This window comes from Siccibacter turicensis LMG 23730, assembly GCF_000463155.2.
Taxonomy (GTDB): Bacteria; Pseudomonadota; Gammaproteobacteria; order Enterobacterales; family Enterobacteriaceae; genus Siccibacter; species Siccibacter turicensis.
Window position 1 is genome coordinate 176652 of record NZ_AWFZ01000048.1, and the last position, 23952, is coordinate 200603.

Consider the following 23952-nt stretch of genomic DNA (forward strand, 5'->3'; position numbering starts at 1 on the left):
TTTCTACTTAAGCGTTATTCGTGACGATTAAGTGATAAACGCGGTCAGCAACCGCGAGCACCAGGAAAGATAAAACGCTGCGCAGCAACGGCCCGCAGGGTGAGGCGAAAGCCAGATAATTTTCCCGGATGCGCCATCTTCATCAGTGTTGCGGCATGATGAGCGACATTGATTCAGTAGTACAGCAGTAAATCCCGATGCATCCGTAGCTCAGCTGGATAGAGTACTCGGCTACGAACCGAGCGGTCGGAGGTTCGAATCCTCCCGGATGCACCATATTGCACTTAAGTGTCAGCGATGATGATTAAGTTTCCGCAGTAAAGCAGTAAATCCCGATGCATCCGTAGCTCAGCTGGATAGAGTACTCGGCTACGAACCGAGCGGTCGGAGGTTCGAATCCTCCCGGATGCACCATATTGCGCTGAGCGTCAGTAACGGCTATCAAATATTTCCTGATCCACAGCAAATAACCCCACTGGCGCTCGCCGGTTTTTTTTAACCTTCATCATAGTTACAACATACTAAAATCCAGCTCATAACTTTGCCACATCAGCCAATTTCACAACATTTCTTTAGCATGCTTGCAACTGTGATAGTGATCACGTTAAATTGCCGCGACTTTCTCATCTTTGATATTCACTATGATCATTCGCCCTCAACAGCACTGGCTGGCTCTGATTTTCGTCTGGCACGGTTCCGTCCTGCCAAAAATCTTTACCCGTTTATTCCTGAACTTCCTGCTGTCGGTAGCGGTGATTCTGGTGCTGCCCTGGTACGCCTCGCTGGGCATCAAGCTCACGGTGGCACCGTTCAGCATTCTTGGTGTCGCCATTGCTATCTTCCTCGGCTTTCGCAATAACGCCTGCTATGCGCGTTATGTCGAGGCGCGACTGCTGTGGGGGCAACTGATGATTGCGGCGCGCTCCCTGCTGCGTGAAGTGAAGAACACGCTCCCGGACGACTCCGCAATCGGTGAGTTTGTCCGCCTGCAAATTGCTTTCGCTCACTGTCTGCGCATGACCCTGCGCCGTCAGCCGGTAGAGACCACGCTGTCGCGCTACCTGACGCCGGCAGATCTGGCAACGGTGGTGCAGTCCAGTTCACCGGCCAACCGCATTTTACTGCTGATGGGCAACTGGCTGGCGGTGAGACGTCGGGAAGGGCAGCTTTCAGACATCCTGTTTCACAGCCTCAACAATCGTCTCAACGATATGTCCGTGGTGCTGGCCGGCTGCGAGCGTATCGCCAATACCCCGGTGCCCTTTGCCTACACCTTGATCCTGCACCGCACGGTCTATCTGTTCTGCATCCTGCTGCCGTTCGCTCTGGTGGTCGATCTGCACTACATGACGCCGTTTATCTCGGTGCTGGTCTCCTACACCTTTATCGCGCTCGACGCGCTGGCAGAGGAGCTGGAGGATCCGTTCGGCACGGAAAATAACGATCTGCCGCTGGACGCCATCTGCAATGCGATGGAAATCGACCTGCTGCAGATGAATGATGAAACTGACGTTCCGGCCCGCATTCTGCCGGATAAGCGCTATCAGCTGACCTGATGATTCACCGCCCGCCGACCAGTGTTTAACTATGCCCGGCGGGGCATTATTCCCGCCGTGCCTTTTCGTCATTCCCTTATTGCATCCCGCCTCAGAAAGCGACAACCGCCGTGCTTTACGCTACAGTAGCAGTCCGAAACTGGATGGATGAGGGATGCGATGTACGATCGATATGACGGGCTGATTTTCGACATGGACGGAACCCTTCTCGACACGGAGCCAACGCACCGCAAAGCGTGGCATCAGGTGCTGACAAAGTACGGCATGCGCTTTGATGAGCAGGCGATGGTCGCGTTAAACGGCTCCCCGACGTGGCGTATTGCCCAGACCGTGATTGAACTGAACAACGCGTCGCTTGATCCTCACCAGCTGGCACAGGAAAAAACCGCTGCCGTGCGCGCCATGCTGCTTGACGATGTTCGTTCGCTACCGCTTATCGAGGTGGTTAAAACGTGGTATGGCCGTCGCCCTATGGCGGTTGGCACCGGCAGCGAAAGCGCGCTGGCGGAGGCCCTACTTGCCCACCTTGGCATTCGCCACTACTTCAACGCCGTGGTGGCCGCCGATCACGTCGAACACCATAAACCGGCACCGGACACCTTCCTGCGCTGCGCCGAACTGATGGGCGTCGCGCCGGAGAAGTGCGTCGTGTTTGAAGACGCTGATTTTGGTATTCAGGCCGCACGCCTGGCGGGGATGGATGCGGTGGACGTGCGTGTATTGTGAGCGACGGACTGTCGCTTCTGTCGTTATTTGCCAGCAGCTTTCTGAGCGCAACGCTGCTCCCCGGCAGTTCTGAAGCGGTACTGGCCGCGCTGCTTATCGCCGGGAAGAGCCAGCCGTGGCTTCTGGTAGTAATAGCAACAATGGGTAATAGCCTTGGAGGGCTGACTAACGTTATTCTTGGGCGGTTTTTCCCACTGCGTGATGCTTCACCCAGACAGGAAAAACTGACTCGCTGGCTCAGGCGGTTCGGGCCAGTAACGCTTCTCCTTAGCTGGATGCCGGTGATTGGAGATCTGCTGTGTCTGCTTGCCGGGTGGTTACGCCAGGCGTGGGGGCCGGTAATTTTTTTCTTATGCCTTGGCAAGGCGTTACGCTACGTCGTCGTGACGTATGTAACGCTACAAGGGATGACGTGGTGGCACTAATTGGTTGTTTGAGCAAGGAACAGCGCCAGGCTGCTTGTCGCGCGCTGATCATACGATTAAAGACGACGTTCTTAATCATCAACCATTACAATTATGCTTAATAAAAATATTTCGACAGGCGGGAGGTCAATTTGATCCCGGACGTATCACAGGCGCTGGCCTGGCTGGAAGCACACCCTCAGGCTGTTGAGGGCATTTGTCGTGGGCTGGAGCGCGAAACGCTGCGCGTCACCCCGCAGGGAAGCCTTGCGACAACCGGGCACCCGGAAGCCCTGGGCGCAGCGCTGACCCACAAATGGATCACTACCGACTTCGCGGAAGCGCTGCTCGAATTTATCACGCCGGTTGATGACGACATCGATCATATGCTGACCGTGATGCGCGACATCCACCGCTACGCCGCCCGCCAGATTGGCGAGGAGCGTCTCTGGCCGCTGAGCATGCCCTGCTATGTAGAAGAGGGGCACGACATCGAGCTGGCACAGTACGGCACGTCGAATATAGGTCGGCTGAAGACGCTGTACCGTGAAGGCCTGAAAAACCGCTACGGCGCGTTGATGCAGACCATTTCCGGCGTCCACTTCAACTTCTCGCTGCCGCTGGCGTTCTGGCAGGCGAAATGCGGCGTGAAGGACGAGCAGAGCGGCAAAGAGGCCATCTCGGCCGGCTATTTCCGTCTGATTCGCAACTACTACCGGTTCGGCTGGGTGATCCCGTACCTGTTTGGTGCTTCACCGGCGATCTGCTCCTCGTTCCTGCAGGGTAAGCCAACCACGCTGCCCTTCGAGAAGACCGAGTGCGGCATGTACTATCTGCCGTATGCCACCTCGCTGCGCCTGAGCGATCTCGGCTATACCAATAAATCGCAAAGCAATCTCGGAATTACGTTTAACGATCTCGACACCTATGTGGCAGGATTGAAGCGCGCGATTAAAACGCCGTCGGAAGAGTATGCGGCGCTTGGCCTTGAGAAAGACGGCAAGCTGCTGCAAATCAATACCAACATTTTGCAGATTGAGAACGAGCTGTACGCCCCGATTCGCCCGAAACGCGTGACGCGCGACGGTGAAACGCCGTCCGATGCACTGATGCGCGGCGGTATCGAATACATCGAAGTGCGTTCCCTGGACATTAACCCGTTCTCGGCCACCGGTGTCGATGAGCAGCAGGTTCGCTTCCTCGATCTGTTCCTGATCTGGTGCGTGCTGGCGGATGCGCCGGAGATGAGCAGCGATGAGCTGCTGTGTACGCGCACCAACTGGAACCGCGTTATCCTTGAAGGCCGTAAACCGGGGCTGACGCTGGGAATGGGATGCGAAACTGCTCAGCATCCGCTGCCGGAGGTGGGCAAAAACCTGTTCCGGGATCTGAAGCGCGTGGCGCAGACCCTCGACGGCATCGCAGGCGGTGACGCCTACCAGAACGTATGCGATACGCTGGTTGCCAGCTTCGACGATCCGGAGCTGACCTATTCGGCGCGTATTCTGCGCTCGATGATTGACGAAGGGATTGGCGGAACGGGCCTGGCGCTGGCAGAGCAGTATCGTGCCGAGCTGCGTGAAGAGCCGCTGGAGATCTTAAAGGAAGAGGATTTCTCTCGCGAGCGCGAGGCGTCCATTGTACGTCAGCGTGAGATTGAGGCGGCGGACAGCGAATCCTTTGAGCAGTTTCTGGCGCGTAACGCCTGACAGAAAAGAAAAAGGCCACAGTAAATGTGGCCAAAATGTCATCTCTGGACTCAGTGATGATGATAACAAATGCGCGTCTTTCATATACTGAGAGTCGGCCAGATTGAATAAGTTCAGTTAATTTAAAAAAAATCACTATCGGAGGTGACCAGATGCCATTGTTGGATAGCTTCACAGTTGACCATACCCGTATGGAAGCGCCTGCTGTACGTGTGGCAAAGACCATGAACACCCCGCACGGTGACACCATCACGGTGTTCGATCTGCGTTTTTGCATTCCGAACAAAGAAGTGATGCCGGAGAAAGGGATCCACACCCTGGAGCACCTGTTCGCAGGCTTCATGCGCGATCACCTGAACGGCAACGGCGTTGAAATCATCGATATCTCGCCGATGGGATGCCGCACCGGCTTCTACATGAGCCTGATTGGCCAGCCGGATGAGCAGCGCGTCGCCGACGCCTGGAAAGCGGCGATGGCCGATGTGCTGAAGGTGAAAGAGCAGAACCAGATCCCAGAGCTGAACGTGTATCAGTGCGGCACCTGGCAGATGCACTCCCTGCAGGAAGCGCAGGACATCGCGCGCCACATCCTTGAGCATGACGTTCGCGTCAATAGCAATGACGAACTGGCATTGCCGAAAGAGAAGCTCCAGGAACTGCACATCTAGTAGCACGCCAGCGGCGTTCGCAAAAAACCACCCCGGAGGGTGGTTTTTTTTCGCCCTGGGTAAGGTGACAACACGCGGTCAGACAACCTCTGCCAGCAGCAGCGCGCACATCGCCGCGCATGCCAGCAGCGTCATCACAAACAGCGTCGCGCCCTGGGTGTATCTCATGGGTATCAGTCCTTGATAGCGGAAAGGTGATGCGGTGAACGGTGACGGGCAAAGCCGTGCCGTTCAGTGGGCAGGAAGTATACGGCGAGTGGAGGGGGGAGCGAAAAATTCGATGGATCGATAACGTGCACGACTAACGGTAACGAGTACTAACCTGCTGTATTTCTGCGTCATTTCCTGTGCTGTCAGCGGGTGTCTGCGGTTATTTTCAGAAAAAGTACTGCAGGATAATGAGCAAAAAAAAGCGCCATTGCTGGCGCTATCTATTCTCAGTGCGCACCGCCGCCGCCGCCCGCCCCGAATGGCGGTCTGGCGAACCATACCAGGCTCAGCAGCAGCAGGAAGACCCCCGCCGATACCCAGAAGATCTCATTGGCCGAGATAATCAGCCCCTGATTGGTGATCTGCTGGGCAAGATAGCCGGAGGCCTGCTGCTGCGTCATGCCCATCCCCTGAAGCTGGCTGTACATCTGCTGCGCTTCCGGGTTGAACGGGTTAACCGATTCAGAGAGCTGCGCATGGTGCATCGACTCGCGGTTGGTCCACAGGGTAGTGGTAATGGACGTCCCGATCGAGCCCGCCAGGGTACGGGTAAAGTTTGACAGGCTCGAGGCTGCCGCCAGCCGCTCCGGCGGCAGACCGGACAGGGTGATGGTGGTCAGCGGCATAAAGAAGCACGCGACCGCAAAGCCCTGAATAAACTGCGGCCAGGCCGAGGCGCCGAAATCCATACCCGGTTCGAAGGTATAGGCGCGCCAGTAGAAGCACACGGCATACATAATGAAGCTGAAGGTCACCAGACGGCGCATATCCAGCCGGTGCGCGAAGCGCCCGATAATCGGCGACAGCAGCACCGGAATGACCCCGACCGGAGCGGACGCCAGGCCAGCCCAGGTGGCGGTATAGCCATACACCTCCTGAAGCAGCTGCGGCAGCAGGACGATGGAGCCGAAGTAGAGCATGTAGGCCAGGCTGATACACAGGCAGCCGATGGTGAAGTTGCGCGACTTAAACAGCGAGAGATCCACTATCGGGTTATCGTCGGTCAGCTCCCAGATTATCAGGAAGCTCAGCGCCACCACCGCCACAATGGTCAGCACGATGATCTCGTTGGACGCAAACCAGTCCAGCTCTTTCCCGCGGTCCAGCATCACCTGCAGACTGCCGACCCCCAGCACCAGCAGCCCAAGCCCGATGGCGTCGATGCGCCGCTGTTCGGTTCGGGTTTCGCGGTGACGCAGGGTTTGCAGCGTCAGCAGCACCACCAGCGCGCCAATCGGCACGTTGATAAAGAAGATCCAGCCCCAGTGATAGTTGTCGCTGATCCAGCCGCCAAGAATCGGTCCGCAGATTGGCGCGACGATCACCGTCATCGACCATAGCGCCAGCGCCACCGAGCGTTTCGCTGGCGGGTAGTTGCTGAGCAGCAGGCTCTGGGAGAGCGGGATCAGCGGCCCGGCGACGATCCCCTGGATCACGCGGAAGAAGATCAGCATATTGAGGCTGGACGAGACGCCGCACGCCCAGGAGGCGATAGCGAACGCCACCGTGGACCAGAGGAACAGCTTTACCTCACCAAAGCGCTTCGCCAGCCAGCCGGTCAGCGGGATGGAGATGGCGTTTGCCACGCCAAACGAGGTGATAACCCAGGTGCCCTGACTCAGTGACGAGCCGAGATTACCGGCAATGGTGGGAATCGCCACGTTGGCGATGGTGGAGTCCAGTACCTGCATAAACGTGGCAAGCGATAGCGCGATGGTCATAATGACCAGCTGCGCGCCCTCCAGCGGTTTGCGCTGTTGCTGTTGCATGCGTTCCTCCGCCACTTAGCCTGCGTTAGCCTTCACGATATCGTTGATAAGCTTATCGACCGGCGCCAGGTTGATTTCACGCGCGTTGCTCTCGTAGGCAGGGGTGGTGCGCGTCTGGGTAGCCAGCACCGCGCCATCGCGATCGGTGGTATCCACCGTGACCAGCGTGGAGAGACCGATACGCAGCGGATGATCGCTCAGCTGTTTCTGATCCAGCTCGATACGCACCGGCAGGCGCTGTACCACTTTGATCCAGTTCCCGGTAGCGTTCTGGGCGGGCAGCAGCGAGAACGCACTGCCAGTCCCCATATCGAGACCCACCACTTTCCCGGTGTACTTCACATCGTCACCGTAGATATCGCTGATAACCGTTGCCTTCTGGCCGATGCGCATATGCGCCAGCTGCGTCTCTTTGAAGTTGGCGTCGACCCACAGGTGCGTGGCCGGCACAACCGCCATCAGCGGCGTGGTCGGGCTGATCTGCGCCCCGGGCTGAACCGCGCGGCGGGAGACGTAGCCGGTCATCGGGCTGACGATTTTGGTACGCTGCAGCGCAAGCCAGGCGTTGCGCACTTCCGTGGCCGCGTCCTGCACCGCAGGCTGCTGTTCCAGCGTGGTGTTGAGCACCATCGCCTGATTGGCATTGTACTGCTGGATAGCCACGTCAAGTTTTGCCTGAGCGCTGGCGACCGCATCGCGCGCGTGCTGGAGCTCTTCGCGGCCAATCAGGTTGGCGCTACCGAGCGGAACACGGCGGTTGAAGTCGCTCTGGGCCTGGGCGAGGGCGGTTTTCTGCACCTCAATGTTGGCCTGAAGCTGCTTGCTGTTGATCATCAGCTGGCGCGTCTGGCGCACGCTGGAGGCCAACGCGGTCTGCGCTTTTTCAAACGCCTGCTGGGCATCGGTAGGATCGAGCGTCACCAGGGTATCACCCTGCTTAACGAAATCGGTGTTTTCCGCCCAGACTTTGGTCACGCTCCCGGACACCTGGGACATGATCTTCACCTGGTTACCCGCAACGTACGCGTCATCGGTCTCTTCGGCATAACGCAGCACCAGAAACCAGTAAATACCCCATGCCACAGCAATAACAATAAAGAGCAAGGTCAATATCAGCAGCGCGCGTTTGCGCTTGCCGGATTTATTCACCGCTTGCTGCGGGGTGGTATTCTCCGCATTTGCGCTCATGTTTTTCTCCACGATCTACTTTTTTGTCATCGGCTGAGCCGACCTGTTTTATCAGAAAGGCCAGCAGTAAACTGCTGGCCTGTCAGTGTATCTCGTTCACTTCAGTGGGACGTTTGCGAAATGAGCCGCTATGACTACTTTGCGGTGGTCGCAAGGATAGTTTCATCCTCGTCCATCTGATCAAGACGGGTAAGTAACTTGCGGGTGATCTGCTCAAGCTGCTCTTTTTCGGTCACGCTCAGCGCAGACCAGAGGTGGTGCAGGCAGTTGTGCTGCGGCGGGAGGACCTGACGCAGGAATTCCTGACCCTTGTCGGTCAGATGGAGGTGCAGGCAGCGGCGATCGTTGTCGCTTTCCCGGCGTTCAATCCAGCCGCGCTTCTCCAGTTCGTCTGCGATACGCGTCGCGTTGGTACGGGATGAGCCTAGCGCACAGCTCAGCTCAGAGGGCTGAATGCTGTGATTTTCCTGAGACTCAAGCGTAATCAACGCCATAAACAGCGTCTCGTTAATCCCCTGAGCTTTCAGCATTTTGTTGCGGTTTTCCAGCAGCTTGCCCTGCATATGCATACAGAGGCGCGTCAGAAGGATCTCCTGATACGGGAAATCTTCGTAGCGACTGGCGCGAAACTTTAGCATCTGTTCAATGGGCGTAAACGAACTATCCATTAGGTGTAACCTCATTAATTGCAGCCGATATAGTAACTACGGTAACAAATAAAGTAAATGTAATATTTGCCGGGTCAATGTTTCATCAACCACGTTACCGTAAGGAGTTCCGAATCAATCCATCATCCGGAACAGGGGCAGCGTTGCTGCTGCCGGTGTGATTGTCCCACCCCGATTAGCGCCGGCGCCGACGTGCGCAAACGTACGCGCCGGTGCCTGCCGGAACGGGGGCATCGGAGGATCTGCACAGACGGCTGGCATCGGGAAAGGGAAGATCGAGTGTCTTAACGCCTGTGGGACAGGCGCTTAATGCGAGAGGGAAGGCAGGAGGCGCACCGCGGCAAAGGTGCCGGGTATCGAGAGTACCTTCTGGTCGCCGTTGCGTCGTACCGTCACAGGCCGACGAACGCATCGCAGAAATATCCATGTCAGATGTAATAAATCACCAACGTTAAAATCACTCGATTCAATAACACCCTATAACCTTATCAGACTGAGCACGCCCTTAACACCCTGTGGGGGCGCTTAAGGGCGTAAAGATGGGCTGAGGCGCTTACTGCGCCTCGCTCTGACGGTGATAGCCGCGCCACCACACCAGCAGGTTGAGCAGCGCCACGACCGCCCCGGCGATGCACACGCCGTTCCATCCGGCGTGCTGATACGCCGAGGCTGAGATGAGCGAGCCCGCCGCACCGCCGATGAAGTAGCTGGTCATATATCCGGCGGTAAGGCGGTTACGGGCATCGGGCAGCACGCGGTAGATGACGCTCTGGTTAGTGATGTGTACGCCCTGCACGGTAAGGTCGAGCACCAGAATCCCGGCGATCAGCGCCAGCACCGAAAATTGCCCGGCGGCCAGCGCAATCCATGAGAGCAGCAGGGCGACCAGCCCCCACGTGGTGGTAAGGTGCGCTTTGCCTTTATCCACCAGCCCGCCAACCGGCCGGGCGCCCAACGCACCAGCGGCACCCGCCAGCCCGAACAGCCCGATGGTGCCGTCCGAGAAGCTGAACGGCGGCGCGGCAAGTAGAAATGCCATGGAGGTCCAGAGAATGCTGAAGTTGGCGAACGTCAGGCAGCCCAGCAGCGCGCGGGTACGCAGCAGCGCATTGTGGGTGAAGAGGCTGAACACCGACCCCAGCAGCTGGGGATAGTTAAGGTGGGTTTCCGATTTCATTTTCGGCAGCCCGCGCCACAGCGCGAAGGCCATCACCATCATCAGCCCGGAGGCGACCCAGAACACGGTGCGCCAGCCGCCGAGGCTCGCCAGCAGGCCGGAGACGGTGCGCGCCAGCAGGATGCCGAGCAGCAGGCCGCTCATGATGGTGCCCACCACCTTGCCGCGGGTTTGCGGCGTGGCCAGCGTCGCGGCGAGCGGGACCAGGATCTGCGCCACCACGCTAAACAGGCCGGTGAGGGCGGTGCCGAGGATCATCACCCACAGCGACTGGCTGGACGCGGTAATCAGCAGTCCGCCAGCGGAGAGCAGCGTCATCAGCACAATCAGGCTGCGGCGCTCGAACATGTCGCCGAGCGGCACCAGCAGCAGCAGGCCCACGGCGTAGCCGAGCTGGGCCGCGGTGACGATGAAGCCCGCCTGGTTGACGCTCAGGGAGAACGCCCCGGCGATGGTGTCGAGCAGCGGTTGCGCATAGTAGTTACTGGCGACAGCAAGGCCAGTGGCGACAGACATCAGCGCGATAAGTGCAGGGCTAAGCCCTTGATCGTGTTTATTCATTTTTATGAGTTATGTTTCCTTTGCCAGACGGCAATGATAACCAATTGCGCGCCGGACGGGAGCAGAGGAAGGTGTTGGTTTGTGCGGTTTGCGGCGGACGGGTATTCACGAGCGGCCACGACCACCCGTCCGGCGCAGGAGACACCGCGTGCGCCTCCCCGGCGTTGCGCGCGGGCAGCCGGCGAGCGCCCACAAAAAAGCCCCTCACCGTCAGGGGAGGGGCTGAGAGGGCATGCGCGCGATTACTTCTGCGCGGCCAGCGCCTCATTGATCCAGCCATCGAACTGCTGCTGGTGGGCTTTGATCCAGCCATCAACGTGGCCCTGCACATCCGCCTCGGAGGATTTACCGGCGTGCATCATCGCGTTCTGGGCGTTGATATCGGTAATCGGCAGCTTCATGATCGCGAACAGCTTCGCCGCCGCCGGGTTCTTCTCGGCCCAGGCTTTGTTTGCCACGATGTGCATGGTGTTCACCGGGAAGCCGTAGTTGGCACCGTTCGGCAGTTTGGTATCAATGCCTTTCTGCTCGCCAGGCAGGGACGAGAACGGCACCTGCAGCCACACCACGTCTTTACCCGGCTTCAGCACATCGCTCACCCAGTACGGCGTCCAGGTGTAGTAGAGCACCGGTTTACCTTCCTTAAAGCGGGTGATGGTGTCGGCCATCATCGCCGCGTAGTTGCCGTGGTTGACGGTAACGGTTTTGGCAAGATCGAAGGCCTCGTTCTGGTGGTTAATCACCGCCTCGCAGCCCCAGCCCGGGGTACAACCCATCATGTCAGCTTTACCGTCGCCGTTGGCGTCAAACAGTTTGGCGATGTTGGGATCTTTCAGCTGCGCAATATTGGTGATCTTGTACTGTTCAGCCGTTTTACGGTCGATGAGATAACCCTGGGCGGCACCGGTAACGAACTCGCCTTCACGATAAAACTTTTTGTCGCCGCCGGCGGCAGCGTACATATCGTCATGGAGCGGCTGCCAGTTCACGGCGGTAAAGGTGGCATCGCCAGAGGCAATGGAGGTGTAACCGACGTTGTAATCCACTTCGCTGGTGGGATTCACCTTGTAGCCGAGTTTCTCCAGCGCGCGGCTGACCAACAGGGTCTGGAAGGACTCTTCGGTGATGGTGCTCTGCACCGGCTGTACGGTGATGCCTTTACCCGGCAGATCGGCAGCGATGCTGCTGGTGGAAACAAGGGTGGCAAAGGCCGTAGCAAAAATAACGCTATGTCGCATCGTTGTTCCTTATTGTGATGTTGAAGGGGTGCTGTGCGGGCGGGACAAGCCCACCGCGGATCGGCTCTTACGCCCGGCAACTTCGTGCCGCCGGGCGAAGCGCGACTATTTTGTGAAAGGACGGGTCACCAGACCCAGCGGCCCGGTGGTGTACCAGCGGCGGTTACCTCGTGAGCGCGAGTCGCGCCCCATCGCCTGCGTCAGACGGTCGAGGATGATGGCGAGGATAACGATCCCCACGCCGCCGACGGTAGCCAGACCCATGTCGAGACGGCCAATGCCGCGCAGTACCATCTGACCGAGGCCGCCCACGGCGATCATCGAGGCGATCACCACCATCGACAGCGCCAGCATCAGCGTCTGGTTGATCCCCGCCATGATGGTCGGCATCGCCAGCGGAAGCTGCACTTTGAACAGCATCTGACGCGGGCTGGCCCCGAACGAGCGTGACGCCTCAATCAGGTCAGCCGGTACCTGGTTAATACCCAGAATCGTCAGGCGCACCACCGGCGGCAGGGCAAAGATAATAGTCACCACCACGCCCGGCACGTTACCGATACCGAACAGCATGACGATAGGCACCAGATAGACGAACGCCGGCGTGGTCTGCATGGCGTCGAGCAGCGGACGAATGATCTTCGCCGCCCGCTCGCTGCGCGCCAGCCAGATGCCGAGCGGCAGGCCTATCACAATGCAGAACAGCAGTGCGGTAAGCACCAGCGCCAGGGTGATCATCGCCTGGGACCACGCGCCGATGGCACCGATCGCCACCAGCGAAATCAGCGTTGCCACGCCCATACCGACGCTGGAGATCTGCCAGGCGATCAGGGCAAACAGAATAATCGCTACCGGGGCGGGCATGCCCAGCAGCAGCTGCTGAAAGGCGTTCAGGATATAATCCACCGGCACGCGAATGCCCTGGAACAGCGGCCTGAAGTGCAGCACGATCCAGTCGATGCCTTCGGTAACCCAGCTGTCGAGCGGGATCAGCGTCTTATGGAACGGATCCAGAATGTTGAAGTGCTCGGGTGCCGGTGCCGGTGCGCTGGTCAGCCAGTCGGTTGAACCGTCAGTCGGCGCGGGCGTTGGGCTGCCCCAGGCATCGGCGCTGCCGCTGGCGGCATCCTGTGCCGGCGCGGCCGTGTTGCCCCATGCATCGGCACCGCTCTGGGTGGCAGCCTGGTTTCCGACGTCCTGGGTCGCCGCATCGGTCTCCCACGGATTGGTGGTTTGCTTACTCATTGGTTGCCCCCTCGCGATCTAATGCCTTCAGCAGCATCCCTTTCGAGATGATGCCAAGATACTGCTGCTCTGCGTCCACTACCGGCACCGCGCACGGCGCAACGCCGACCGGTGACAGCAGTTCGCTGAGCGGCGTTTCGGCGTCAACCGCCGCGGGGATATCGAGCAGCGCGGCATCCAGACCCTGGCCTGCGGCAAGCGCTGCCTTCAACGAATCGATGGAGACCGTACCGACAAACCGGTTGCCGCGCTCAATGACGTAACCGAATTCGCGGTCCTCGTCGTCGAGCAGTTTTAGCGCCGAGCGCGGGCCGAAGCCCGTGGTTTTACGCAGCAGACCAACCGGTGTACGACGGGCAATATCTTTGGCGCTGAATACCTGGCTAATATCGACGCCGCGGAAGAAGGTGCGCACATAATCGTTCGCCGGATTATTCAGAATTTCATCCGGCGTACCGACCTGCACCACTTCGCCATTTTGCATAATGGCAATGCGGTCGCCGATGCGCATGGCTTCGTCGAGATCGTGGGAAATAAAGACCACGGTGCGCTGATGGCGGGCCTGTAATTTCACCAGCTCATCCTGCATTTCGCTGCGAATTAACGGGTCGAGCGCCGAGAAGGCTTCATCCATCAATAAAATATCAGGATTAATCGCCAGCGCGCGCGCCAGACCGACGCGCTGACGCATGCCGCCGGAAAGTTCATCTGGATAGGAATGCGCGTAATTTTCCAGTCCCACCTGACGCAGGGCATCAAGCGCTTTTTCCTGACGCTCTTTCAGCGGCACGCCGGCTAATTCCATACCGAACGCGGTATTATCCAGCACGGTCATATGCGGCATCAGGGCGAAGGACTGAAATACCATCGCGATTTTCTTCTTGCGCACCTCGCGAAGCTCGGCGTCTGATATTCTGGCAATGTCGACGCCATCAATCAGGACCTGGCCGCGGGTAGGTTCAATCAGGCGATTGAGAAGGCGAACCATAGTGGATTTCCCGGAGCCGGATAATCCCATGATGACAAAAATCTCGCCTTCTTCAATGGCCAGACTGGCGTCGATAACGCCAAGTGACAGCCCGGTTTTTTCTAAAATTTCAGTTTTAGAAAGTCCCTTATCAATATATTTAAATGCGCGCTCGGGGTGTTCCCCGAATATTTTATAAAGATTCTTAATTTCTAATTTAATTGCCATGCAATAACGTATTTCCTGTTATATATCGATACTATTACCATTTGTGCGTGAAATATTAACTGGTCATACCCTAACATACTCAGAATCTGAGACAACCCTCAAATGATTTGTGGCATGGAATTTGCCGAAGGCTGGTGGCGCGGGTTTCCCATGATATAAGGGCTGAGCGCCGATTGCGACAGCGGGATATTTTTGTGAATTACCGGAGCAATTTCAGCCGAAACGGCAGAATGACCCGGCGGCCTGATGGCAATATCACTGAAAAAAGCGCGGGAAATAGTGCGATAAGTTAACAAGGATTAATAAAAAAATAGCGGGGCGAAAAATCCGCCCCGCCGGGAAATGAATAAACCAAAAACGGCGATTAAAAATTCCAGTCGTCGTCTTCGGTTTCCACCGCTTTGCCCATCACGTAGGACGACCCGGAGCCGGAGAAGAAATCGTGATTTTCATCAGCATTGGGCGATAGCGCGGCGAGGATCGCCGGGTTCACATCCGCCATCTCGGCCGGGAACAGCGCCTCGTAGCCGAGGTTCATCAGCGCCTTATTGGCGTTGTAGCACAGGAAGGCTTTCACCTCATCTGCCCAGCCAACGTCACCGTATAGCGCATCGGTATAGGCCAGCTCGTTATCGTAGAGATCCATCAGCAGATCGAGGGCAAAAGACTTCAGCGCCTCGCGTTCCCCGTCGCTCACTCTCTCCAGCCCTTTCTGGTACTTGTAGCCAATGTAGTAGCCGTGCACCGCCTCATCACGAATAATCAGGCGGATCAGATCCGCGGTGTTGGTCAGCTTGCCGCGGCTCGACCAGTACATCGGCAGCCAGAAGCCGGAATAGAACAGGAACGATTCGAGAAATACGCTGGCGATTTTCTTCTTCAGCGGATTATCGCTGGCGTACTGCTCGAGGATCAGCGCCGCTTTACGCTGCAGCGGGGCGTTCTCTTCACTCCAGGCATAGGCCGCATCCACCTCTTTGGTCTGGCACAGGGTGGAGAAAATCGAGCTGTAGGAGCGGGCGTGAACCGCCTCCATAAAGCTGACGTTCGACAGCACCGCCTCTTCATGCGGCGTGATGGCATCCTGCATCAGCACCGGCGCCCCGACGCTGTTCTGGATGGTGTCGAGCAGCGTCAGGCCGGTAAAGACGCGAATGGTCAGGCGCTGCTCCTCCAGGCTCAGGGTTTGCCAGGCGGGAATATCGTTGGACAGCGGCACTTTCTCCGGCAGCCAGAAGTTGCTGGTCAGCCGGTTCCAGACCTCCAGATCCTTGTCGTCCTGAATGCTGTTCCAGTTAATAGCCGACAGGCGCGTTAAACGGGTCATCTTCTCTCCTTACAGCGCGCAGGACACGCAGCCTTCGATCTCGGTGCCTTCGAGCGCCATCTGGCGCAGGCGAATGTAGTACAGCGTCTTGATGCCTTTTTTCCAGGCGTAAATCTGCGCCCGGTTGATATCGCGCGTAGTGGCGGTATCCGGGAAGAACAGGGTCAGGGACAGCCCCTGATCGACATGGCGCGTGGCTTCGGCATAGGTGTCGATGATCTTCTCCGGGCCGATCTCGTAGGCGTCCTGCCAGAAGGCGAGGTTCTCGTTGGTCATAAACGGTGCCGGGTAGTAGACGCGGCCGGTTTTGCCCTCTTTACGGATCTCAATGCGCGACACGATCGGGTGAATGCTCGAGGTGGCGTGATTGATGTAGGAGATCGAGCCGGTCGGCGGCACCGCCTGCAAATTCTGGTTGTAGAGGCCGTAACGCATCACGTCCTCGCGCAGCTGTAGCCACATATCGCGGGTCGGAAGCGTCACCCCCGCGCGGGCAAACAGCACGCGAACCGTCTCGGTTTTCGGCGTCCAGTCCGTCTCAAGGTAGCTGTCGAAGTACGCCCCGCTGGCGTAGCGCGACTGCTCAAACCCGGCAAAGCGCTGCCCGCGCTCGCGCGCCAGCTGCATCGAGGTGTTCAGGGCATGCCAGGTGATGGTGTAGAAATAGAGGTTGGTAAAATCCAGCCCCTCCGGCGACCCGTAGGCGATACCCTCCCGCGCCAGATAGCCATGCAGGTTCATCTGCCCCAGCCCAATGGCGTGGGACGCCGCGTTGCCCCCCTCGATGGAGGGCACCGAGCGTATATGGCTCATGTCCGACACCGCCGTCAGGCCGCGCACCGCAATCGCAACGGTGCGACCAAAATCCGGCGAATCCATGGTATGCGCGATGTTGAGCGACCCGAGGTTGCAGGAAATATCCTTCCCGGTCTCCGCGTAATCAAGATTCTCGTCGTAGGTCGAGGCGCTGTTGACCTGCAGGATCTCCGAGCACAGGTTGCTCATGTTGATGCGCCCGGCAATCGGGTTGGCGCGGTTAACGGTGTCCTCGTACATGATGTACGGGTAGCCCGACTCGAACTGGATCTCCGCAACGCGCTGGAAGAAATCCCGGGCGTTAATCCAGGTTTTGCGCACCTGCGGGTTGTCCACCAGCTGGTGGTAAAGCTCGCTTATCGCCACGTCGCCAAAGGGTTTGCCGTACAGACGTTCCACGTCGTAGGGTGAGAACAGTGCCATTTCGGCGTTCTCTTTGGCAAGCTGGAAGGTGATGTCCGGGATCACCACGCCCAGCGACAGCGTCTTGATACGGATTTTCTCGTCGGCGTTTTCACGCTTGGTATCAAGGAAGCGCAGGATATCCGGGTGATGCGCATGCAGGTAGACCGCGCCGGCCCCCTGGCGCGCACCGAGCTGGTTGGCGTAGGAGAACGCATCCTCCAGCATTTTCATGACCGGAATCACGCCCGACGACTGGTTCTCTATGCGCTTGATGGGCGCACCCGCCTCGCGCAGGTTGGAGAGCAGAAACGCCACCCCGCCGCCGCGTTTTGAGAGCTGCAGGGCCGAGTTTACCGCGCGGCCAATGGACTCCATGTTGTCCTCAATGCGTAGCAGGAAGCAGGAGACCAGCTCGCCGCGCTGGCTTTTACCGCAGTTGAGGAAGGTCGGGGTTGCGGGCTGGAAGCGGCCGGCAAGGATCTCGTCCACCAGCGCGTCGGCCAGCGTCAGATCGCCCTGCGCCAGCGTGAGCGCGACCATGACCACGCGATCCGGGAAGTGCTCAAGATAGCGCTTACCGTCGAAGGTTTTCAGGGTGTAGCTGGTGTAGTACTTCCAGGCCCCGAGGAAGGTCTGGAACTGAAAACCGCTGTTGGCGGCGCGGGCAAACAGATCGATGACAAACGCCCGATCGTAGCGGGCGAGCACGCGGTTGTCGTAGTAGCCCTCCGCCACCAGCCAGTCGAGACGCGTCTGCTGGTCGGGAAACGCCACGGTGTTCGGCAGCACGTGCTGGTGGAAGAAGGCCTCAACCGCTTCCTTGTCTTTCTCAAACTGAATGCGCCCCTGCTTATCATAGAGATTAAGCATGGCGTTCAGCGCATGGTAATCCGGCGCGGCGGCGATCACGCGCTCTGCGGTTGTCGTTGCCAAAATTCGGTTACTCCCTTACGCACGTTTTCAATATCGAGTGGCGTGCCCATCAGCTCAAAGCGGTAGAGATAAGGCACCTGACACTTCGCGGCAATGACATCCCCGGCCCGGCAGAACGCGTCACCGAAGTTACGGTTGCCCGCAGCGATCACCCCGCGCAGCAGGGCGCGGTTACGTTCATTATTCAGAAAGCGGATCACCTGACGCGGAACGGCGCCCGCGGTGCCGCCGCCGCCGTAGGAGGGCACGACCAGAATGTAGGGCTGGTCTACCTCAATCCGCTCGCGCTCGTTAACCGGAATACGCACCGCCGGCAGGCCAAGCCGCTCAATGAAGCGGTGCGTATTCTCCGAGGTGCTGGAGAAGTAGACCAGGCGGGTCATGCGCTGGCCGCGAGGTTATTGCGCAGACGGTTAATCATGTCCGGGCGAAAACCGCTCCAGCTTTCGCTGTCGGTAATCACCACCGGCAGCTGACGGAAGCCCTGGGCGCGCAGGTCGTCAATCGCTTCCGGGTTGTGATCCAGATTCACCAGATCGAAGGTAAAACCACGGCTCTCCATAGCACGTTTGGTGGCATGGCACTGAACGCAATCATCTCGGGTGTAAATAGTAATGCGCATGATTCGTATTTCCGTTTAAAATAGCATCGCGACGTGAAAGTACGCGCTGCTGATGGGGTTGCCTGATGAAATGAATACTAGATGTAGTTAAAAATAAATTCAACCACGCAAGATATAGTATTTTTCGATAAGCTTACGCCTGTCAGGCGACGGGCTACTGCCAGCTGACAACACCCCTAAAAGCGCGGTAATGGGTCGCGAAAGAAAGGTAAAACGCGGGAGAAGGGCATAAAAAAACCCCGCAGCGGGCTGCGGGGCAAGGCATATTTTCAGCGAGGGTAAGGCAGACTTAGCGACGTGAGGTGAGCAGCGCGCCGAGGAAGATACCGACGGCAGCAGCAGCACCCACGCTGCACCACGGCTTATCACGCACGAAGGTCTCGGCGCAGCCCGCCGCATCACGCGCAGCCTGGGTCACACGACCGCGGCCATTCATACGGGCGCGGGTTTCACGCAGCAGGGATTCAGCCTTACGGCGCGCGGTATCCGCTTCGCCTTTCACATCGCTGCCCAGGGATTTCAGCACATCCTCAAGGGAGTCAGCCAGTTTACTTACGTCGCTGTTGATATCATCAACCGCATTGTCGACTTCATTTCGGTTTGGTCGGTTAAACATGGTGTTTCTCCTTTGGGTTCAACATGTTTAAAAGTGTAGCCTGGATTTCGTCCCCCGGAAGCGGATCGGCAAAGATGCACGGCTTTCTGGACTTTTCCGAAAGCCCTGCTGATGCTCATTACGGTAAGGTTGCGGTGCAGTACAGCGATGACGAGGAAAAGCTATGTATTTACGACCCGACGAGGTGGCGCGCGTTCTGGAAAAAGCAGGATTTGTGATGGATGCCGTGACGCCCAAAACCTATGGTTACCGCCGCGGTGACGACTATGTGTATGTGAATCGCGAGGCACGTCTGGGCCGCACAGCGCTGATTATTCACCCGACGCTAAAAGAGCGCAGCCAGTCGCTGGCCGACCCGGCGTCGGATATCAAAACCTGCGATCACTATCAGCAGTTCCCGCTCTATTTAGGCGGCGAAACGGAAGAGCACTACGGGATCCCCCACGGCTTTAGCTCCCGCATTGCGCTGGAGCGTTACCTGAGCGGACTGTTTGGCGACGTCCAGTAAGGGGTGACGGGCCATGGCCCGTCTTTCGCACGTCGGCGTCAGAGCAGGGCGCCCGGCTGCGGCGCCACGCGGAACAGGCGGCGGCAGTATTCAAGAAAATAGCCGTACGCGGCGCCCATCATCATCGACACCACGATATTAGAACTCACCGCGGTCACAATCTGCGGAACATCCGCCCCCACGCTCCACAGGATCAGCGCGTACACCGGCGACTGAAAGGTGACGTAGGCCACAACGTCCGCACTGGTTCTCATCCATCCCGCTCCGCTCAGACGGCGCGCCTCGCGCATCACGCGGTCACGGTACAGTCCATAGGGCCAGGCGATCACCATGTTGATGGGAATGGCCACCAGCCGGGAAGAGAGCGACTGCTCAAAACTCATGCCTGAGATGAATATCTCAATCATCATGTTGACGACAGAGCAATACACCACCATGGCAAAAATGTCGGCAGCCGCGTGGCGCAGGCGTGAGTGCGCAGAGAACATCGTCGTGCTCCAGAAAGAAATCAGGGTTAACAAACAGAAGGACAGGAAGGCCTTTTTATCTGCTGACAGCGTATATGGCTGGATATAACAACGCAATTAGCGTTAAATTTTTATTTATCGCGCTTTTATCGATAAGATTCTCTGGTGGTGGTCTTAATGCCAGCATGGCCGCGATTTTTTAGCGGATGCTATGATGTTTTTCTTATAAAACAGTGAGTTAATATGTTTCGTTTTGTGCGAATTGGAAGGCGTGATGGCGGGACGGGGTCTGCCGCAGGTGTAAAGTTGTAAACTGCCGTTCGGTCAAAATAAAATACTGCTTTATTGCGTTTTTCGGGGATAACGTTCTGATGCAGGGGCAGGGTGTAATACCTGACGCACGCGGCGGTGGGGAGAGTCAGGGAGGCGCAGGCGCCCCCTGTAAAGCCTTAGCAGACGCCGAAATCGCCGTCTTCTTTATACAGCGCCAGATCGGCCGCTTTTACCGTTACCTTTTCGCCCTGGTCGTTGTCGGCGCGAACCGCAACCACCTGGTCGTCATTCACTTCCAGCACTTTCAGCTTGGGGCCGCCCATGCGTGGCTGAACAAGATCGCCTGGTGCAAACATCATTTACCTCCGGTTTTTGTCATTAAGATGATGAACTGTAAACATAGCTTACCTGAATACGTCGGTACAGCGCTGTCTGAACCGCTCGCGTAAACCGCCCGCAAGCGGCGCTGAGAGGGAGCAAGGCGGTTTCAGCGCCAGTGGGGAAATAGTCCAGGGAAGTGTGAGCGGGGGGTAAAGTAGTGTCTGGCGGGTGGACGTTTCAGCGAAGCGAGCTACACTTAATTATTAGTATTTACAATAACCTGGAAGACGTAAAACAGGAGTAGCTATGGGTTTCTGGAGAGTCGTACTCACTATCATTCTGCCGCCGCTGGGCGTGCTGCTGGGTAAAGGCCTCGGCGGAGCGTTTATTATTAACATCATCCTGACGCTGCTCGGCTATATTCCTGGCCTTATCCATGCGTTCTGGGTACAGACGCGTAACTAAGCGTGAAGAAAGCCACCGCCGGTGGCTTTTTTTATGTCCGTTGTGGCCAGAGGTTGGGTCAGCGCATTCATCTGATTTATGCTTTCGGTTTCTGTTGCCTGAAAAGGACACCTCTTGAGCGCTACCGACTACTGGAACCCGATGGTTCCTGAACTAACCGTATCCGACTTCGCCGCCGCATTTCACTTTTACGTGGATATTCTGGGCTTCAGCGTGAGAAACCGCCGCACGCAGCCGGCGTTTGCATACCTTGCTCTCGGCCAGGCGCAGCTGATGCTGGAGGCGTATCACGACGGCGGCTGGCAGACGGCGGAACTGACCCGGCCCTTTGGCCGTGGGGTAAACTTTCAGATTGAAGTGGATAACGTTGACCCGCTGCTGGCACGTCTGACACAGGCGGAGATCCCGCTGTTTCGCCCGGTAAAAGATAACCACTACCAGACCGAAAGCGGCATTGCCTGCCAGCGCGAGTTTCTGGTGCAGGATCCGGACGGCTATCTGCTACGTTTCAGCCAGTATATTGAACCGGTCGAGAAATAACGCCCGATCGGAAATGATTAGCGGCGCTGTATATATACAAATAACCAACGTTTTCGTACCGCTATTTCCGGCGTAGTATCCGTCGCGCACTCAGGAAGAGGGCGCGTAACGGAGGCGATATGGCAGCACTACACTTTCCGAAAATAATCTTCAAAACCCGGCGCGGAATGGATGACTACACCGCCGACGATATGCGCTACGGCGATATCCACGAAGGTCAGCTCAGAAACGACTTCCAGCTCAACGATATTTCCGCGCATGTCGATCCGTTTCAGTTGATAAAAACTGATGCCGCGTATCGTCCTCATGACCTGATTACTCCGCACAATGTGACCCGTACTGCGCTAACCCGGACCCAGTGTGCCGGCCTGTTGTTTGACGAATTCCGACAGCTCGCGCGCATGTTCTCTTTTACCGGCCCGTATCAGCATGTGATTGGCGAAATGATTACCCATATGCAAAACAATACGGGAATGCCGTTTTATAGCAGTAGCCTTGATAGCGCGTTGCGGGAGCAGATTTTGAGTGACGACAATACTCAGTTAAGTTCCCTTAAAAAAATAAAGAGTGTTCTTCATGGGAATATTGACTGGGACAGATGCAATATCAAAGATGGTTTTTTATATGAACTCGATAAAGCGATTGGCTTCACTGTGCTTCCAAAGTTTACGCAGATAAAACATGCGGTAAATGGTCTCGGGATAACCGTGCATGATACTTGTGCAACCCACATTGCGATTGATGCTCTATCGATAAACAGTAATCAATATCGGGCAACCGTAACATGGAAGGTTCAGGATCATTTTGGTCTGGACAGGCACGATATTCAAAACACATTCTTTCACTCATTCCGGATATTTCGCCTGTGGTTTTTTCTCCAGCGATCTTCACAGTTTGGCTTCCGACCCTTTATGACCAATATGCAGGCAACGGTAGAAATCTCAGGGACGCGCGATGACAAAATGTAAGGCATTGCTCCTGTGTTTGGCTGTCGCTGCGGTTGTCTGGCTACTTTATCTAGCGCTGAGTCCAACAAAGATTATCGCTGTTCATGTCAGCGATCGTGCCGCAAGGATTTTACTGGAACATCCACCGCTAACACGGCGCACTAAGATCCTCTGGTGGAAGCAGAATGTGGACATGCTGCGTCAGCAGTACAACATTCCAGTTATCGATGCGGATGGCTATTTCTACGTCAGCGTCTGGGATTTCGCTGATGGGTATAAAAAAGAGGAGCGCAAGGATCGACTCTGTTTCGATGATATGCAGCCGCCACGCAACTGTATTGAAAAAGAGTGGGTGATGACGATCCAGCGGTCTGTCAGTTCAGGGCACACGCTGTTTGATATCGGTGACGAAACGTATGAAATATTCCCGGACGGCGCTATTCACAAGCAGCATTTTACTTTCCAGGTACGTTAGCAGGTTATAAGGATTTACCTAATGAAACAGCGCACCGCGTGTGCAGGCACTCTTATTTTCATTGCCCTGATTTTGGCGACAGGGATTAACCTGAGAACGCCCGAGGTGGTGGCGGTTCACCGCGAAACCTATTTTTCCAGCGTGCTACTGAAAAACCCGCCCTTTACCGCTCGCGGGGCGCTGGCGTGGTGGCAGGAAAATCAGACCTACCTGAAATCGCACTATGGTATTCCTCAGGAAGACAGCGACGGCGTTTTTTATATCAGCGTCTGGGATGTTGCCGACGGGTATAAAGAGGAGGGCCGTAAAGACCGGCTCTGCTTTGAGGATATGCCTGAACCGCGCAACTGCATCGATAAAAACGGGGTAATGACTATCTCGCGCGCCAGAAATACCAAACAGATTTATGTTGAGGCGGGCGACAGCACTTGGGTGCAGGACGCGACGGGGGAATTCATCCATGTGGCTAATGATGAATAGTTACGTGACGCTATTTTCCGGCAACGCTTTCTCATCATGTTATGCCTTATGAAAAAATCCACGGCAACGTTCTTAATGACAATGGCCACTGCAACAATCTGGCTACTCTCTCTAGCGCTGAGCCCAACAAAGATTATCGCTGTTCATGTCAGCGATCGTGCCGCAAGGATTTTACTGGAACATCCACCGCTAACACGGCGCACTAAGATCCTCTGGTGGAAGCAGAATGTGGACATGCTGCGTCAGCAGTACAACATTCCAGTTATCGATACGGATGGCTATTTCTACGTCAGCGTCTGGGATTTCGCTGATGGGTATAAAGAAGAGGAGCGCAAGGATCGACTCTGTTTCGATGATATGCAGCCGCCACGTAACTGTATTGAAAAAGAGTGGGTGATGACGATCCAGCGGTCTGTCAGTTCAGGGCACACGCTGTTTGATATCGG

26 protein-coding genes and 2 tRNA genes are annotated in these 23952 nt (G+C 56.9%); 14 read left to right on the forward strand and 14 right to left on the reverse strand.

From position 1 onward, the window contains the following. Positions 1-199: 199 nt before the first annotated feature. The 7 genes from DW58_RS15580 (at position 200) to luxS (ending at position 5063) form a co-directional block, all read left to right on the forward strand. Positions 200-276: transfer RNA gene (locus tag DW58_RS15580), tRNA-Arg, on the forward strand. 61 nt (positions 277-337) lie between these two features. Then, positions 338-414: transfer RNA gene (locus DW58_RS15585), tRNA-Arg, on the forward strand. Between the two features lie 227 nt (positions 415-641). Then, a complete protein-coding gene (locus DW58_RS15590) occupies positions 642-1556 on the forward strand; it encodes a bestrophin family protein (RefSeq protein ID WP_024547613.1) in 915 nt (304 codons plus the stop codon). A gap of 159 nt (positions 1557-1715) precedes the next feature. Continuing rightward, positions 1716-2282, forward strand: a complete 567-nt coding sequence (gene yqaB, locus DW58_RS15595) for a fructose-1-phosphate/6-phosphogluconate phosphatase (protein ID WP_024547614.1) — start codon at positions 1716-1718, stop codon at positions 2280-2282. After that, positions 2279-2707 carry a YqaA family protein gene (locus DW58_RS15600; RefSeq protein ID WP_024547615.1) on the forward strand — a complete coding sequence of 143 codons (429 nt, stop codon included), beginning with the start codon at positions 2279-2281 and terminating at the stop codon, positions 2705-2707. The genes yqaB and DW58_RS15600 overlap by 4 nt, the downstream gene beginning before the upstream one ends. A gap of 131 nt (positions 2708-2838) precedes the next feature. Beyond that, positions 2839-4395, forward strand: coding sequence for a glutamate--cysteine ligase (gene gshA, locus DW58_RS15605; protein WP_024547616.1), 1557 nt, complete (start codon positions 2839-2841; stop codon positions 4393-4395). Between the two features lie 152 nt (positions 4396-4547). Continuing rightward, entirely contained in the window at positions 4548-5063 is a 516-nt protein-coding gene (luxS, locus tag DW58_RS15610) for an S-ribosylhomocysteine lyase (RefSeq protein WP_024547617.1), read from the forward strand. Positions 5064-5500: 437 nt separating this feature from the next. On the opposite strand, the gene emrB is transcribed toward luxS, so the two are convergent. From emrB to DW58_RS15670, 12 genes are all read right to left on the reverse strand, one after another. Then, positions 5501-7042, reverse strand: coding sequence for a multidrug efflux MFS transporter permease subunit EmrB (gene emrB / locus DW58_RS15615; RefSeq protein WP_024547618.1), 1542 nt, complete (start codon positions 7040-7042; stop codon positions 5501-5503). A gap of 15 nt (positions 7043-7057) precedes the next feature. Further along, entirely contained in the window at positions 7058-8230 is a 1173-nt protein-coding gene (emrA, locus tag DW58_RS15620; RefSeq protein ID WP_024547619.1) for a multidrug efflux MFS transporter periplasmic adaptor subunit EmrA, read from the reverse strand. A 134-nt stretch (positions 8231-8364) separates the two neighbouring features. Continuing rightward, the gene (gene mprA / locus DW58_RS15625) at positions 8365-8898 is read right to left on the reverse strand and encodes a transcriptional repressor MprA (protein ID WP_024547620.1); all 534 of its coding nucleotides are present in this window, start codon (positions 8896-8898) and stop codon (positions 8365-8367) included. 553 nt (positions 8899-9451) lie between these two features. Next, entirely contained in the window at positions 9452-10636 is a 1185-nt protein-coding gene (locus DW58_RS15630) for an MFS transporter (protein ID WP_024547621.1), read from the reverse strand. Between the two features lie 242 nt (positions 10637-10878). After that, complete coding sequence (gene proX / locus DW58_RS15635; protein WP_024547622.1) at positions 10879-11874, reverse strand: glycine betaine/L-proline ABC transporter substrate-binding protein ProX; 996 nt, start codon at positions 11872-11874, stop codon at positions 10879-10881. Between the two features lie 105 nt (positions 11875-11979). Next, entirely contained in the window at positions 11980-13116 is a 1137-nt protein-coding gene (proW, locus tag DW58_RS15640) for a glycine betaine/L-proline ABC transporter permease ProW (protein WP_024547623.1), read from the reverse strand. Continuing rightward, positions 13109-14311: a glycine betaine/L-proline ABC transporter ATP-binding protein ProV gene (gene proV / locus DW58_RS15645; RefSeq protein WP_024547624.1), complete on the reverse strand. Its 1203-nt coding sequence runs from the start codon at positions 14309-14311 to the stop codon at positions 13109-13111. Before proV ends, proW begins: the two co-directional genes overlap by 8 nt. Before the next feature lie 364 nt (positions 14312-14675). Then, complete coding sequence (gene nrdF, locus DW58_RS15650; protein WP_024547625.1) at positions 14676-15638, reverse strand: class 1b ribonucleoside-diphosphate reductase subunit beta; 963 nt, start codon at positions 15636-15638, stop codon at positions 14676-14678. A gap of 9 nt (positions 15639-15647) precedes the next feature. After that, positions 15648-17792, reverse strand: coding sequence for a class 1b ribonucleoside-diphosphate reductase subunit alpha (gene nrdE, locus DW58_RS15655; RefSeq protein WP_024547626.1), 2145 nt, complete (start codon positions 17790-17792; stop codon positions 15648-15650). After that, the gene (gene nrdI / locus DW58_RS15660; RefSeq protein WP_024547627.1) at positions 17765-18175 is read right to left on the reverse strand and encodes a class Ib ribonucleoside-diphosphate reductase assembly flavoprotein NrdI; all 411 of its coding nucleotides are present in this window, start codon (positions 18173-18175) and stop codon (positions 17765-17767) included. Before nrdI ends, nrdE begins: the two co-directional genes overlap by 28 nt. Beyond that, entirely contained in the window at positions 18172-18414 is a 243-nt protein-coding gene (gene nrdH / locus DW58_RS15665) for a glutaredoxin-like protein NrdH (RefSeq protein ID WP_024547628.1), read from the reverse strand. Before nrdH ends, nrdI begins: the two co-directional genes overlap by 4 nt. A gap of 289 nt (positions 18415-18703) precedes the next feature. Next, the gene (locus DW58_RS15670) at positions 18704-19030 is read right to left on the reverse strand and encodes a DUF883 family protein (protein WP_024547629.1); all 327 of its coding nucleotides are present in this window, start codon (positions 19028-19030) and stop codon (positions 18704-18706) included. Positions 19031-19193: 163 nt separating this feature from the next. On the opposite strand from DW58_RS15670, the gene DW58_RS15675 reads away from it, so the two are divergent. After that, entirely contained in the window at positions 19194-19538 is a 345-nt protein-coding gene (locus DW58_RS15675) for a DUF2002 family protein (protein WP_024547630.1), read from the forward strand. A 38-nt stretch (positions 19539-19576) separates the two neighbouring features. Here the strand turns inward: DW58_RS15675 and DW58_RS15680 are convergent, their stop codons facing one another. After that, positions 19577-20026: an L-alanine exporter AlaE gene (locus DW58_RS15680; protein WP_024547891.1), complete on the reverse strand. Its 450-nt coding sequence runs from the start codon at positions 20024-20026 to the stop codon at positions 19577-19579. A gap of 428 nt (positions 20027-20454) precedes the next feature. Beyond that, positions 20455-20634 carry a hypothetical protein gene (locus DW58_RS15685; RefSeq protein ID WP_024547890.1) on the reverse strand — a complete coding sequence of 60 codons (180 nt, stop codon included), beginning with the start codon at positions 20632-20634 and terminating at the stop codon, positions 20455-20457. A 271-nt stretch (positions 20635-20905) separates the two neighbouring features. Here DW58_RS15685 and DW58_RS20310 point away from each other — a divergent pair, with 271 nt between their 5' ends. From DW58_RS20310 to DW58_RS20320, 6 genes are all read left to right on the forward strand, one after another. After that, positions 20906-21064 (forward strand): YqaE/Pmp3 family membrane protein, encoded by a 159-nt coding sequence (locus DW58_RS20310; RefSeq protein WP_035885506.1) that lies wholly within the window; start codon positions 20906-20908, stop codon positions 21062-21064. A gap of 141 nt (positions 21065-21205) precedes the next feature. Beyond that, a complete protein-coding gene (locus DW58_RS15690) occupies positions 21206-21604 on the forward strand; it encodes a bleomycin resistance protein (RefSeq protein WP_152525642.1) in 399 nt (132 codons plus the stop codon). Between the two features lie 119 nt (positions 21605-21723). Next, positions 21724-22572, forward strand: a complete 849-nt coding sequence (locus DW58_RS15695) for a DUF3289 family protein (RefSeq protein WP_024547888.1) — start codon at positions 21724-21726, stop codon at positions 22570-22572. Then, on the forward strand, positions 22559-23026 hold the full coding sequence (locus DW58_RS20315; protein ID WP_024562489.1) for a DUF943 family protein: 468 nt from the start codon (positions 22559-22561) through the stop codon (positions 23024-23026). The genes DW58_RS15695 and DW58_RS20315 overlap by 14 nt, the downstream gene beginning before the upstream one ends. Before the next feature lie 21 nt (positions 23027-23047). Further along, complete coding sequence (locus tag DW58_RS15705) at positions 23048-23506, forward strand: DUF943 family protein (RefSeq protein ID WP_051195592.1); 459 nt, start codon at positions 23048-23050, stop codon at positions 23504-23506. Between the two features lie 48 nt (positions 23507-23554). Then, a partial coding sequence (locus DW58_RS20320; protein WP_201784912.1) for a DUF943 family protein occupies positions 23555-23952 on the forward strand: 398 nt, incomplete at its 3' end.